This window comes from Hominiventricola aquisgranensis, assembly GCF_040096225.1.
In the GTDB taxonomy this organism is placed as follows: domain Bacteria; phylum Bacillota; class Clostridia; order Lachnospirales; family Lachnospiraceae; genus Hominiventricola; species Hominiventricola aquisgranensis.
In genome coordinates this window covers 165,153-179,857 of sequence record NZ_JBBMFC010000002.1, presented here as the reverse complement: position 1 = coordinate 179,857, position 14,705 = coordinate 165,153, and the positions used below count along the sequence as shown (strand labels likewise).

The 14,705-nt window shown below is 46.8% G+C and carries 13 protein-coding genes; all 13 read right to left on the bottom strand.

From position 1 onward, the window contains the following. Positions 1 to 17 precede the first annotated feature (17 nt). Positions 18 to 2,381, bottom strand: coding sequence for a sensor histidine kinase (locus WMO62_RS01880; protein ID WP_349143614.1), 2,364 nt, complete (start codon positions 2,379 to 2,381; stop codon positions 18 to 20). Continuing rightward, positions 2,356 to 3,072, bottom strand: a complete 717-nt coding sequence (locus tag WMO62_RS01875) for a response regulator transcription factor (protein WP_118438669.1) — start codon at positions 3,070 to 3,072, stop codon at positions 2,356 to 2,358. The genes WMO62_RS01880 and WMO62_RS01875 overlap by 26 nt, the downstream gene beginning before the upstream one ends. A gap of 111 nt (positions 3,073 to 3,183) precedes the next feature. Then, complete coding sequence (locus WMO62_RS01870; protein WP_349143613.1) at positions 3,184 to 3,879, bottom strand: 2-phosphosulfolactate phosphatase; 696 nt, start codon at positions 3,877 to 3,879, stop codon at positions 3,184 to 3,186. A gap of 28 nt (positions 3,880 to 3,907) precedes the next feature. Continuing rightward, positions 3,908 to 4,978: a threonine-phosphate decarboxylase CobD gene (gene cobD, locus WMO62_RS01865; protein ID WP_349143612.1), complete on the bottom strand. Its 1,071-nt coding sequence runs from the start codon at positions 4,976 to 4,978 to the stop codon at positions 3,908 to 3,910. 51 nt (positions 4,979 to 5,029) lie between these two features. Further along, positions 5,030 to 7,429 (bottom strand): hydroxymethylbilane synthase, encoded by a 2,400-nt coding sequence (gene hemC / locus WMO62_RS01860; protein WP_349143611.1) that lies wholly within the window; start codon positions 7,427 to 7,429, stop codon positions 5,030 to 5,032. Between the two features lie 14 nt (positions 7,430 to 7,443). Beyond that, complete coding sequence (gene cobJ / locus WMO62_RS01855; protein WP_118438665.1) at positions 7,444 to 8,175, bottom strand: precorrin-3B C(17)-methyltransferase; 732 nt, start codon at positions 8,173 to 8,175, stop codon at positions 7,444 to 7,446. After that, complete coding sequence (gene hemA, locus WMO62_RS01850) at positions 8,175 to 9,356, bottom strand: glutamyl-tRNA reductase (protein WP_349143610.1); 1,182 nt, start codon at positions 9,354 to 9,356, stop codon at positions 8,175 to 8,177. Before hemA ends, cobJ begins: the two co-directional genes overlap by 1 nt. Further along, positions 9,356 to 10,111, bottom strand: coding sequence for a precorrin-4 C(11)-methyltransferase (gene cobM / locus WMO62_RS01845; protein ID WP_117495926.1), 756 nt, complete (start codon positions 10,109 to 10,111; stop codon positions 9,356 to 9,358). Before cobM ends, hemA begins: the two co-directional genes overlap by 1 nt. Positions 10,112 to 10,141: 30 nt before the next feature. After that, positions 10,142 to 10,609, bottom strand: coding sequence for an SsrA-binding protein SmpB (gene smpB / locus WMO62_RS01840; protein WP_117495925.1), 468 nt, complete (start codon positions 10,607 to 10,609; stop codon positions 10,142 to 10,144). Further along, positions 10,596 to 12,749 (bottom strand): ribonuclease R, encoded by a 2,154-nt coding sequence (gene rnr / locus WMO62_RS01835; RefSeq protein WP_349143609.1) that lies wholly within the window; start codon positions 12,747 to 12,749, stop codon positions 10,596 to 10,598. Before rnr ends, smpB begins: the two co-directional genes overlap by 14 nt. A gap of 117 nt (positions 12,750 to 12,866) precedes the next feature. After that, the gene (secG, locus tag WMO62_RS01830; protein ID WP_349143608.1) at positions 12,867 to 13,106 is read right to left on the bottom strand and encodes a preprotein translocase subunit SecG; all 240 of its coding nucleotides are present in this window, start codon (positions 13,104 to 13,106) and stop codon (positions 12,867 to 12,869) included. A 53-nt stretch (positions 13,107 to 13,159) separates the two neighbouring features. Continuing rightward, positions 13,160 to 13,882: an amino acid ABC transporter ATP-binding protein gene (locus WMO62_RS01825; protein WP_118596235.1), complete on the bottom strand. Its 723-nt coding sequence runs from the start codon at positions 13,880 to 13,882 to the stop codon at positions 13,160 to 13,162. Next, positions 13,869 to 14,591: an amino acid ABC transporter permease gene (locus WMO62_RS01820; RefSeq protein WP_349143607.1), complete on the bottom strand. Its 723-nt coding sequence runs from the start codon at positions 14,589 to 14,591 to the stop codon at positions 13,869 to 13,871. The genes WMO62_RS01825 and WMO62_RS01820 overlap by 14 nt, the downstream gene beginning before the upstream one ends. Positions 14,592 to 14,705 lie beyond the last annotated feature (114 nt).

Genomic DNA, 14,705 nt, shown 5'->3' with positions numbered 1-14,705 from the left:
ATATCTTCTGTAGTTTCCTAATTTTCCGTATTTTCTTTTGTCTGCGACTGTTTCTTCCATGTGATCGTTACTTTGAACAGATCTGCATCGGTCTCCACTTTAAACTCACCGCCCTGCAGTTCCGTAAAACTCTGGGCAATCGCAAGACCAAGTCCGCTTCCTTCTGTATTGCGGGACAGATCGCCTCTTGCAAATCGCTCGGTGATCTCTTCCGGTGTGAAATTCATCTCAACTGCCGACATATTTTTAAAGGATACCGTCACCTGCGTGGTCTGATCCTGCAACGCAATATACACTCGGGAATTTGGCATGGAATATTTCAGAATATTCTGCACCAGATTATCGAACACACGGAATGTCCTCTGTGGATCCAGTCGGAGGATACACTTCTCTTCCGGCAGATTCCAACGAAAATCCAGTGAACTGGAGGTTATCTTATCCTCATTCTCCAGGCGTACTTCCTTGATCAGATTGACAAGATCCACCTCTGCATAGTTCATGACCAGATTGTCAGTTGTCGCCTTGCTCACTTCAAACAGATCCTCGATCAACACCTTCAGACGATTGGATTTTTTCTCCAATGTATCCACATACTCCCGGCGCTCCTCATCGGTCAGATCCTCTTTTTTCAAAAGGTCCACATAGGTAATGATCGCTGTCAGCGGTGTCTTCAGGTCATGGGACACATTGGTGATCAGTTCCGTCTTCATATTCCGGCTTCTGACTTCCTCCTGTACCGCTTTCTGGAAGCAATCCTGAATGGATGCCAGTTCATCCCGGACGGGATTAAATAATCCCATTTCTTCCTTCATAGAAGTGTTCAGATCTCCGGCTGCAATCTGCCTGGTCGCATCCAACAGTCTGTAATATTCCTCCTGAATCTTGCCGCATTTATTTTTGATCAGGATAAATAACAGGATGGAATACAGCACTGCCCCTACGATCCCGCCAAACCAGATACAGCACAGCAATGTGACGATCAGCCCATTGACTGCCACCAGTTTTAAAATTGTTTTCGTCAGATCTTTCCCAAGCTGAATCTCTGTAGCCCAATGCCAAAGCTTTATGCACCATGTTTTGACTTTCCTAAAACAACGGATCAGCAGCCACCGTTCCTTCAGGGTACGGATCGGATGTGCAAGATAAGGCATCGCCACTGCCATCATCCAGTACCAGCCCAGTGCGTAAGCAGTCCAGGCCAGCCAGACCAGGAACACAGCCGCACCATTTGACGCAGTTCCCAGGCCAAAACTATCTGCCAGTACACCAGCCAGTCCATCGGCGCCATTATGTAACGTTTCGATCGCCAGTGTATCAAACACCACAGCTGTCATGACCATACCTCCGCCCCAGAGAATCGCGGTCACTTCTGTAGGCAGACAGAACACATGGGTTTTTCGAAGTTCCAGAGACGACAGGTTCTGAAGGATCAGTGCCAGAATCACCATAAATACTGTGATCAGGATCCCACCTGTCACGATGCCGCTTCTCAGATAGGCATCTCTGTCAATCCAGTAATCACGCCAGTCCTGATCGCTGTATCCGTTCTGGTTCATGATTCCGAACGCAAATGTGGTATTCTGGATCATAGGAAGCGGAAGCTGCCGGAGCAGGGCATTGCTCTCCTGAGTTACCTGATAATCAGATATCGATGAATCAATCGCATCTTCATAAGTCTCCGTCACATCTTCTACAGTGATCTCGGTATAAGCCACATCTTCCTCTTCAGAGTCGTAAGAGCCGTCCTCATCCATGCCGTTGTCATCCATAAGCTTTCCGACAGATGCATGAGTCAGGTCACTGATCAGTTCCTCATAATCCTCGACAATTCCCCAGGCATTCCGGACAGAAGGGATTCCCCGGCTGTCATAGGAGATCACGATCCCTGCCGCATAAGTATTCGCCGTCAGATTGGGATTATAGATGGCAGACTGCAGTTCACCGGTAGGATCCTGTCCAAAGCTTTTCTCCACTCCATCGGCAAAGCCATTGTAATCATCCATGTTGTGCTCTGTCACATACTGATTTCTCATGGCTTTCATAAGTTTTGCGGCTGCTTTAGACAACTGTTCCTGATCTGCTTCGCTTAATTTCTCCACATCATAATTCTGGGTAAAATACGCATAGGCGTCCATGCCCGGCGTGATCTCATAGTTCAGATAATAGATAGAAGATAATAAATACCGTTCCAGATCCTCATCCATATCCAGAAGATATGTCGTCGTATCTTCCTGTTGCTTTTGCTTCATCTCTGTGATATTCGCCTGTGCCTTTTCCCGAAACATAGGATACGCATTGCACATGGCTGTACTTGCCAGCATGGCACAGACCAGCACCAGAAGGATTCCTTTGACACTATTGTTTTTCCATTTTATAGCCAACACCCCACACCACCTTTAAATATTTTGGATTTTTCGGATTGATCTCGATCTTTTCACGGATATTGCGGACATGAACCATGATCGTATCCGAATTTACTGCTTTTTCATTCCAGACCCGTTCGTAGATCTCATCTGCGGAAAATACTCTGCCCGGATGTTTCATCAAAAGCAGCAGAATCCGGTATTCCATAGGAGTAACTTTCACCGGCACACCATCCACCCGAAGTTCTACTTTCTCTTCATTGAGTTCCAGTCCACCGATCCGGTAGATATGCTGTTCTTCTTCACTGTCCTTGCCACCCTGAGCCAGCTTTTCCAGATATCTGCTGTACCGTCGGAGCTGAGAATTGACTCTGGCCAACAGCTCCAGCGGGGTAAATGGTTTTGTCACATAATCATCCGCACCCATATTCAGCCCCAGGATTTTATCAACTTCTTCTGATTTGGCCGACAGCATGATCACCGGAAAATCATAATCCTTCCGCATCTCCATGACCATCTGGATCCCATCTTTTCTCGGCATCATCACATCCACGATTGCCAGATGGATTTCCTCCCTGTATATGATCTCCAGTCCTTCGATTCCGTCTGCTGCCTTGAACACTTCATATCCCTGACTCTTCAGATAGATCTCAATTCCGTCTCGTATTTCCTTGTCATCCTCTACGACTAACACATGATATTTCTCCATTTTTCACACTCTCCTGCCCTTTTGCACTGCTTATGATACAGATGGTTTCTTAAAAACAAATGCAGGTATTTCTAAAGAAATTCTGAAGAATACCTGCATTTTCACATATTCCTATATATCGATCCTCTTTACTTCAAAGATATCTTTTTCAAGCTGGCTGACTTTCAGTACAAAATCAAACCGATCCACATCGGTACACATCCAGTAGTCCCTTTCTGGAAATACATCCTGCGTTTCAGACTTAAAGAATTTCGCCCCTGACGGCGTTACCCTAAGCATGCTCAGTTCCTTTTCCATATCCATAGAGGTTCCTTCCAGAAGACTTTTGATATATCTGGCACACAGTACATCTTCCGGTGCCTCCTCTTTACCTTCCCAGCCCATGGCAACCAGTGACACTTCTTCTGCATCAGATGCTTTAATATAGCGAGCGATGGCTGCCGCATTCACCAGACTTCCCGTCAGGATCTCTGTCGCTCCTGATGCATTCACAATTCCCTGTGTTCCGGCACTGGTGGTGTGGATCAGCATTTTTCCTTCCAGTTCTGCCGCTTCAGTCTGGGACGGTGAATTGCCATACTCGAATCCTGGAAGAATCACTCCATGACGTTCTCCGATCAATACCGCCTCTGGATACCGCATCTTCAGATCACGGGCTGTCTGTTCTGCTCCCACAGGGCAAAGTCTGGATGGATGCTTTGCCATCAGATAGCATTCCAGTGAAAATGCACGGAATACATCGATCACAACGGTCAGACCTCTCGCCTTTCTGGCTCCCTCTATCATCTGTAATATCTGAATCTTCATATCTGCACCTCTTACTTCTGTCACCTTTTCAAGAATACGATTCTGTCAACACTTTCCGCAGGACTTCCAGCAGTTTTTCATTGGCTTCCGGAGATTTCACAGCAATACGGTAATGTGTCTTATCAAGTCCCCTGTAATTACTGCATCGACGGATCAGGATTCCGTACGGCAGCAACCGTTCATAAAGATCAGTGATACCGGGAGTCTGGAAAAATAAGTAATCAGCCTGTCCATTCCAGACCTGAAAACCAAAGATTTTAAGTCCTTCCTTCAATTTTTCACGTTCTCTGCAGATCAGACGGCGAGCCTGCTCACAATACTCCACTTCCTGCAAAGCTGCGATTCCTGCTTCTGATGCAAGAACACTTACATTCCAGCAGGGACCACTTTTCTCCATCTTCTCTATAAGTTCTTTATTTCCGCTGATTCCATATCCAAGACGGATACCCGGAATGGCATACATTTTGGTAAAAGATTTTAAGATAAAGAGATGCTGGCTCTTTACCGCCTGTGGAATCAAAGACTGGGACTCCTGATCCGTAAAATCTAGGAAGCACTCATCCAACACCAGGAGAATACCGCAGACTTCTGCTTTTTTCAGGATCTGGTCCAACAATGATCTGGGGGTAAGTATTCCTGTGGGGTTATTGGGATTGCAGACAAACATCACATCCAGTGAGCTGTCCATCTCATCCAGAATATCTTCCCGGATCTGAAGATCCGGCTGCATCTCATAAAAAATGCATTCCGTATCTGTCTGTCGAAGTGCTTCCTCATATTCTGCAAAGGTAGGGGCTGTCAGAAGTGCTTTCTTCGGTCGCAGCGCATAGACCAGCCGATAGATCAGTTCTGCCCCGCCATTGCCGCAGATCAGGCTTTCTCTCTTTATTCCGTGCCGTCTGGCCAGCGCTTGCTTTAACTTCCTGCATTCCGGGTCCGGGTAGTGTTCTGCCGCCGACAGACTCGTCATGACTGCCTGTCGTACCGACTCCGGCATTCCCAACGGATTGATATTAGCAGAAAAATCAAGAATCTCTTTTCCCTCTTCCACTGTCTTCTGAATGTCTGTTCCGTAGATATCTCCGCCGTGTATTGCCATGCCCGGCTCCTTTCTGCTCCTGTATTTTTATATGCATTCCCGAGGAACGCTTTATTTTACCACTCTTTTATCATAGAGAAGCACATCTTTGATGCCTTCTGCTGTATAGACAACTGCAGACTGATGTACTGTAAGTCCAGCTGCCTTTGCTGCCCGCTCTGTGACCGGTCCGATACAGATGATTCTTGGATCTGACTGCCTTCCTACTTCATCCAGCATGGACACATAAGCACGTACTGCAGATGCACTGCACAAAGTTACATAATCTACCTGTGGCAGGATTCGATTCAGCTCTTCGCTCTTTCGTTGATCCACCGCTGTATGATACAACGCCACATCTTCATAATCGATGCCTGCCTCTTTCAATGCATCAGACAATTCTTCGGATGCTTCTTCCGCTCTTGCCAGAAGCACTTTCTCGTCTGCCCGAAGAGTCGGGATCCACTCTGCCGCCAGTTCACGGCTGCTGTATCTGGAAGGAACAAAGTCTGCAAATATTCCATGTTTCTCCAGTTCTTCTTTTGTGGCTGCACCGATCACTGCAAACTTCAAGTCAGCAAGGCTTCGCACATCCTTTCCCTGCTTTCTCAGCGCATCAAAGAAAATACGAACACCGTTGTTGCTGGTCAGTACGATCCAACTGTAGGATTCCACCTCTTCTGCCATCTTTTCAATAGCTTCTGTATGTAACGGTTCTGTCTCAATAAGACTGAATGCGACAGCCTCTGCGCCTTCCTCTTCCAACACTTCACACAGATGTCTGCTCATCTGCTCTGTGGCTGTCACCAGCACACGGGTTCCGTAAAGAGGCTTGCTGTCGACCCATTTAATTTCTTTTTGCAGAGTTACCACATCACCGACTACCGTGATTGCCGGAGTCTTGATCTGCTCTTCCTCTGCAATCTCGGCGATCCGTTCCAGTGTTCCTGTCACCACCCTCTGTCTGGCGGTCGTTCCTTCCTGAATCACTGCAGCTGGTGTCTTCGGATCCTTGCCATTGGCAATCAGATTGGATGCAATGGATGGCAGGTTTTTCAGTCCCATCAGAAATACCAGGGTTCCTTCTTCCTTTGCCAGCGTTGCATAATCCAGAACAGTTCCGGATTTGTGGTTTCCCTCATGACCGGTGATCACATGGAAAGAGGATGCATGATCCCTGTGAGTCACCGGGATTCCTGCATAAGCCGGTGCTCCATAGCAGGAAGATACCCCACACACGATCTCATATTCGATGCCTGCAGCCCGTAACTCCTGTGCTTCTTCGCCACCTCTTCCGAAGATAAACGGATCGCCGCCTTTCAGACGGACCACATTTTTTCCTTCCTTCGCCTTCTCGATGAGCAGCGCATTGGTCTCCCACTGACGCAGATGATGATGATCCGCCCGTTTTCCAGCGTAAATCAGTTCTGCGTCCATGCGTGCTTCATTGAGAAGAGAATCTGTTGCCAGGCTGTCGTAGATGATCACATCCGCCTGACGGATGCATCTTAGACATTTCTGTGTGACCAGATCCATATTCCCAGGGCCTGCGCCTACCAGCCAGACCTTTCCCTGCATAAGCTTCTCTGCCAGTTCTTCACCAAGACAGACGCCTTTGTTGCCGTCAAATCCAGTCTCAAGAGTTCCGCTGACTCTCCGGTAATGCTTCTGATCCGGTGCAAACAGGGCATCCATCTGAAGCACTCCATTTTCATCCAGATGTGCAAGTCCTGCTGCAGGTGCATTACAGCTTCCGCCGATGGCTTTTAAGAAGGCTCTCTCTGCACACAGTTCTACCCAGGCACGTTTGTCATGGATTGCGTTAAGAACCTTTCTTAAATCTCCATTGCGGCTCTCCACTGCCAGAATCGCCTGACCAGCCGCCGGAAGACAGACTTCTGAAGATAAATGCTCAAATTTCCACTGATTTTCATCAGACAATTCCAACCGGTCAAGGCCTGCTGCCGCCAGCACAATGGCATCGTACTGTCCTTCTTCCAGCTTCCGGAGTCTTGTCTGCACATTTCCGCGGATCAGTTTTACCCGAATCAACGGATTGATCTTTTTGATCTGCAGCTCTCTTCTAAGACTTCCGGTACCTACCACACTGCCCGGTTTCAAATCTTTTAATAAAGTACCGTCTTTAGTCACGATCACATCTTCCACCGGACCACGTCTCAGGACTGCACCAATACCAAGACCCTCCGGGAATTCCATTGGCATATCTTTGGCACTGTGTACAGCCAGATCGATCTGTCCCTGCAGTAGAGCTGCTTCCAGTTCCTGGGTGAATACTCCCTTTCCTCCAAAAGAAAGGAGCGAGCGGTCTAAAAGCTCGTCCCCTTTCGTAGACATTTCACAGACCTCAATCTTCAGATCCGGAAATGCCTCCAATATCATTTTTTCTACCATATGGGTCTGCACCAGAGCCAGTTTACTCTTTCTGGTGCCGATCCTGATCGTTTTCTGCATCTGATACTTCTCCTTTATAACCGATAGCCTCTCGGTGTGATCATTCTTCCGTTTTTCTCATAAGTCTGGGAATTACCAATGATCACAACGCTGAACATATCGATATCAGCATCCTTCAATGCCCCCAGTGTGGTAATACAGTGACTCTCATCTTTTCTTCCTGCATTGCGGACAATGCCCACCGGAGTCTCTGCCTTTCTGTATTTCATCAGAATATCAGCTGCTTTTTCCACGTAATCTACACGTTTCTTACTCTTCGGATTGTAAAGACATACGATCAGGTCTCCCTGCCCTGCACAATCCACACGTTTCATGATCAGATCCAGCGGAGTCATCAGATCACTTAAGCTGATCACTGCAAAATCATGCATCAGCGGTGCACCCAGCACAGATGCTGCTGCACTGGCTGCTGTCACACCCGGAACAGTCTCGATCTCGATCTGTGCACCTTTTTCCTCTGCCACCTGATAAATGATACCTGCCATCCCATAGATACCACTGTCACCACTGGATACCATGGCAACTGTCTGATCCTTCATCGCCTCTTCCACTGCCATCTCACAGCGTTTGACTTCCTGCATCATCGGAGTGGCAATATAATTCTTATCCGGAAAATACTCTTTTAAAATATTAACATAGGTGGTATAACCGGTCACTACATCTGCATTTTTGATCACGTCAATACATTTTGCGGTCATATGCTCATATCCGCCCGGGCCAAAGCCCACTACATATAATTTACCCATTAGTCGTTCTCCTCCATATGACTGAAAAATGCGTAGAGCTCTGATGGCTCTGAATGATCTCTCAGTTTATAAAGCATCTTGTCGATGGCTCTCTCAAATCCTTTTTTCTCTGCCTCTTCCAGCATCCGTTTCTTCAACTGCTCGATCTTCGGCAAGGATAACTGGAATACCATCCAGCGTTCAAAATCCTTCTGGATCTCAGCCAAGATCTGGTCTGCTGCCTGGACTTCGTGCTGTTTCTTTTCATTGTTAACTCTTGCCAGCTCCTGGAAATCATCCACGTCAAAACGCTTTACTCCAGGGATCTGCTTCACCTTGGCCTCAATATCGATGGGCACTGCCAAGTCAATGAGTACACGAGGCTTCTCTGTCTTCAGAACTTTGGAAAGCTTTCCATAAGTCACTGTATAATGAGGACTTGCGGTAGCTGATATGATCACATCCATCTCATCCATCAGTTCATAACGATTGTCATACTCCATGACCTGATATGTGATCCGATGATGATGATCTTCCTTAGCCTGACTCATATTCCTGGACGTAATACAGACTTCCGCTCCTTCAATGCACTGCAGATTCTTCAGTACGACACCGCCGATCTTGCCGGATGCACCGATCAGCATAACTTTCTTTCCGTGAAGTGTCCCCAAGCCCTGCTCAGCTGCTTTGATAGCCATGGTAGCCATGGATACCGTTGTTCTGGACAGATCTGTCTCTGTCTTTACTTTCTTTGCTGCAGTCACTGCATAACGGAACAGGGTGTTAAGATATACCCCGCAGGTTCCGATCTGATGCGCCTGCTCATGAGCACGCTTTACCTGTCCCAGGATCTGGTCTTCTCCCATCACCATGGAATCCAGTCCTGCTGCCACATGGAACAGATGCTTAATGGCTTTGCTTCCCTGATACATACGGACATAGTCGCCCATCTCTTCCTCCACCTGAATTCCGGCAAATTCAAAGAGCAATGCCTGCATCTTTATAAAATTGCTGCCTGGACAGGCATGATAGGTATAGATCTCGGTACGGTTACAGGTACTGATAAATACGCACTCCTCCGCTATATTCCGCGCAATTACCTGCCGCATCAGTTCCTCCTGCGCTTCCACCGGAAATGCAAAACGAGCCCGCACTTCCAGCGGAGCATTCTTGTGACTGATGCTGATCAGCGAGATATCCATTAGTCTGTCACTCCTTTACGGAATTCTGTTGTAAAGGTCTTATCATACAGCTTGGACAGCTCGTACTCATCCCCCAGGAAATCTCCCACAACCGTCAGTGCAGTCTTATGAATACCAGCCGCTTTCACACGCTCTGCAATATTGGTCAGATCTCCGACTACGATCTTCTGATCTTCCCAGCTTGCTTTATATACCACAGCTACCGGTGTAGTCGGTCGATATGCCTGACGAAGGATCGCAGACATCTCATCCAGCATACCTACACTTAAGAAAATGATCATGGTCGCATTGTGCTGTGCCAGATCGATCAGTTTCTCCTTCGGTGGCATAGGCGTACGACCCTCCATACGGGTCAGGATCACAGTCTGGCTCACGCCCGGAAGTGTGTACTCTTTCTTCAATGCTGCTGCAGTTGCCAGGAAAGAGCTGACACCAGGAATTACTTCATATTCGATACCCAGCTCATCCAGTCTGTCCATCTGCTCTCTGTGCGCTCCATAGATCGCCGGATCACCCGTATGGACTCTGGCTACTTTCAGACCTTTGCTTTCCGCATCTTTCATTACATCAATCACTTCATCCAGATGCATGGTAGCGCTGTTATAGATCACTGCTCCCTCTTTTGCTCCAGCCAGAACCTGCGGATTCACCAAAGATCCTGCATAAATGATCACATCTGCGCTGTCAATGATCTTCTTCCCTTTGATTGTCAAAAGCTCCGGGTCACCCGGGCCTGCTCCGATAAATGATACCATATCTTCTCTTCCCCTTTGTATTTTTGTGCCTTAATAAAGGTTTCTTACTTTAAACTCTTTTTCCGCTTCTCTTCGGATATCCTTCTTGGCAATATCCGCACGCTTATCATATAGTTTCTTACCTTTTGCCAGACCAATCTCCACTTTCACAAGACTGCCTTTGAAATACACCTTCAGCGGCACCAGTGTATAACCTTTCTCTGCGATCTTTCCGACGATCTTGTTGATCTCGCTTCTGTGCAGCAAAAGCTTCCGCACCCGAAGCGGATCGCGGTTGAAAATATTTCCTTTTTCATAAGGGCTGATATGCATGCCATAGACAAACACCTCACCCTTCTCAATCCTTACAAAAGATTCCTTGATACTGCATTTTCCCATACGAAGGGATTTTACCTCCGTACCATGTAAAGAAATGCCCGTCTCCCAGGTGTCCTCGATAAAATAATCATGATACGCTTTTTTGTTGTTTGCTATCAGTTTAATACTATCCTTCGCCATATTCCTCTGTGCTCCTGATTCCTTCCACCAGTTCAAAATCAATGGTTCTAGTCATTTTATCTGCGCCGGTCACCTGCACTTTCACCTTCTGTCCAATGGCATAGGACTTTCCGGTATGTACACCGACCATTGCGCATGCACTTTCATTATACTCGAAATAATCACCCTGTAAAGAGGCTGTGCGTACCAGTCCCTCTACTGTATTGGGAAGTTCCACATAAATGCCCCAGGCAGTTACCCCACTGATCACTCCATCGAACTCTTCCCACAGATGGTGACTCATATATTCTACTTTTTTAAGCTTGATGGTCTCCCGTTCAGCTTCGTCCGCTTTCCGTTCCCGCTCGCTGGACTGACGGGCCACCTCTGGCAAAATACTCCGGTAATGTTCTTCTCTTGTTCCGTTCATCCGACCCCGGAGCACATCTTTGATGATCCGATGGATCTGCAGATCCGGATATCTTCGAATCGGTGATGTGAAATGGCAGTAATACTTGGCGGCCAGACCAAAATGCCCGGTGCACTCTGTCGTATATTTTGCCTGTTTCATGGAGCGCAGCGTAAGCCGGCTGATCAGATCCTCTTCCGGTGTCTCCTCCAGCTTTGCCAACAGCTTTTGCAGTTCTTTCGGATGCACCTCGTCATCCTTCAGATGAATAGAATATCCAAAATTATTGATAAAGGCCGCAAGTTTGCGCATCCGGTCCGGATCCGGATTATCATGCGTCCGGTACACAAATGGCAATTCCTGCCAGAAACAGTCCTCCGCCACCGTCTCATTGGCTGCCAGCATAAAATCTTCAATAATGCGGGTGGCTGTATTTCTCTCATATGGGCGAATCTCTATGGGCTCCCCCTTTTCATTGAGAATCACCTTGGTCTCCGGAAAATCAAAATCAATGGATCCTCTTGCCCGTCTCTTTTCCCGAAGAAGTGCTGCCAGTTCCTTCATCCGTACAAGCATTGGCACCAGTACTTCATATTTCTTCACGGTCTCTTCATCTCCATCCAGGATCTTCTGAACACCGGTATAACTCATACGTTGATCCACATGGATCACAGTCTCCGCGATCTCATGGTCAACGATGTTTCCTTTAGGGGCAATGGTCATGATACAGCTCAATGCCAGACGATCCTCCCCTGCATTCAGAGAGCAGATTCCATTGGACAGTCTGCGGGGCAGCATAGGAATCACCCTGTCCACCAGATATACACTGGTTCCGCGCTTCAGGGCTTCCCGGTCCATGGCACTTTTCTCCTGTACATAATTGGATACATCTGCAATATGCACACCCAGTACATACTTGTCTCCTTCCATGGTCAGAGACACGGCATCATCCAGATCTTTGGCATCTTCCCCATCGATCGTCACCATCTGTACATCCCTTAGATCCATTCTGCCTGCCATATCCGCTTCACTGATCTGGTCAGGCACACGTTCCGCCTGATTCATGACCTTTTCCGGAAATTCTGTCGGCAGATCATATCCTTTTACAATAGAAAGCACATCTGTTCCCGGATCGGTAATGTGCCCCAGGATCTCAATGATTTTTCCCTCTGGATTCTTACGTTCATCACCATAATCTGTCAAAAGAACGACTACTTTATGTCCATTCATAGCCCCTTTAGAGGCTTCTTTTGGAATAAATACATCTCTGGCAAACCGGTCATTATCCGGGATCACAAATCCATAATTCTTGCTCTGCTGATAAATACCTACCAGCTGAGTAGTTCCTCGGGTCAGAATCTGCTTCACAGAACCTTCTCGCCGCTTACCACTCTGCCCCGGCTTTACCACGATCTGCACCACATCCTGATGAAGTGCTCCATGTACTTCCTGTTCCGGAATAAAAATATCATCTTCCATTCCTTCTACAGTTACAAAGCCAAAGCCTCTTGCATGTGCAGTGAAGACCCCCGTCAGAAGCTTACCTTTACCAAGACTGTACTTTCCTTTTGCCGAAACCTCTATCTTACCCTCCAGCATCAGTTCATCCAGCACTTCCTGTAATTCCTGCCTCCGTTCCTTGGGAACCTGCAGAAGGATCGCCAGTTCCTTGATCTTCATCGGTACATACAAGTCATTGCTCATCAGTTCCACAAGCATTTCCTTTTTCTGTTTCTTCTGTTCACCAGTCATGATCTTCACCTCACTTACATTTTCTTATTTCATCAGATAACAAAAGGCACTCCTGATGTCCAAGAGTGCCCTGTAAATCTGTAAAGTTATTCAGAGACATTCGCAGTCTTCTGAATATTAAAAAATATCCAGATTCAGAACGATTGCCAGCAAGAAGAAAACTACTGCCAGAATCTTCGTCCATTTCACAAGATTTCCTTCCATGGAACGTCCTTTATTCTTACCCCAGTAAGTCTCTGCAGCACCTGCGATAGCACCAAGTCCCTGAGATCTGCCTTCCTGCATCAGAACCAGAACGGTTGCAATAATACACACCAGTACAAAAAGTACCATGAGGACATATTTCAAAATCGTCATTTACCCACCTCCTCTGTGTCAAACAGATATATATTAACACAGAACATTAAAAATCACAACACTTTTGCAAGAAAACTTTTCAGTCTCTCATTTTGTGGATTGTTGAAGATCTCCTGCGGAGTATTTTCCTCCATAATGATTCCTTCATCCATGAATACCACTCTGGTTGCCACTTCTCTTGCAAAGCCCATCTCATGGGTTACAACCACCATGGTCATACCATCGTCAGCAAGCTTCTTCATCAGCTCCAGAACCTCGCCTACCATCTCTGGATCCAGTGCGGATGTCGGCTCATCGAACAGCATGACCCGCGGCTTCATAGCCAAAGAACGGACGATTGCAATACGCTGCTTCTGTCCACCGGAAAGCTGTGCCGGATAAGCATCTGCTTTTTCTTCCAGATTGACCAGTTTCAGAAGACGCATGGCTTCCGCTTCTGCTTCCTCTTTGGTCATCAGCTTCTGTTTCACCGGTCCCAGCATAATGTTATCTTTTACTGTCAGGTTATTGAACAGATTAAAATGCTGGAACACCATACCCATATGACGGCGGACCTTATTGATATCAACACCTGGAGCGGTGATTTCCTGTCCATCAAAGGTGATGGTTCCACCTGTCGGGATCTCCAGCAGATTCAGACACCGCAGAAATGTGGATTTACCAGAACCGGACGGTCCGATAATAACCACTTTCTCTCCCGGAGTAATATGCATATCAATATTTTTAATGACCTGATTGTCACCAAATGATTTGGATAATCCTTTAACGTAAATCACTCTGTCTCAGTCTCCTTTCCATTTTGCCCATGACCCATGTCAGGAACATTACGATCACCAGATAGATTGCTGCAATCGCAAAATACGGAATCAATGCCTGATAAGTCTTGGACTGAACGATCATAGCTCCCTTAGTCAGATCCCGAAGGCCAATAACAGTTACAACAGAAGTCTCTTTTACAAGAGTGATCAGCTCGTTGCCAAGTGCCGGCAATACATTTTTAAATGCCTGCGGAATAATAATATAACGCATGGTTGCTGCATAAGTCAGTCCAACCGAACGGCCTGCTTCCATCTGTCCTTTATCAATAGACATAATTCCGGAACGGAAGATCTCAGCCACATAAGCACCTGAATTGATTCCAAATGCCAGGATCGCACATTTCATCATGTTACTGTCTGTAGATCTGGCGCTTGCCCACACTACAAACCACATGATCAGAAGCTGTACCATCATAGGCGTTCCACGGATCACCGTCAGATACACTTTACAGATTCCATTAAGGATCTTAAGCAGCAGTCCTTTCTTTCTCTCCGGCTGCTGATCGTATGCAGAACGGATGATTGCCACCAGTACACCGATGATCACACCTATGACCAAAGCAAAAACAGTTACCGTCAGTGTGGTTCCCAGACCTTTTACAAAATACTGGTAGTTATCTTCCAGTATGAATGTCTGATAGAACCCCATCTTAAGACTTTCCCACATAATTATGGCTCCTTTCATTTCCCTCGCTTCATATCTAAGTACAGATAAACTCTGCCACTTGCTTTTACGCATAAATATGCATTTATTCTACAGTATGGATATATAAAAAGCAAG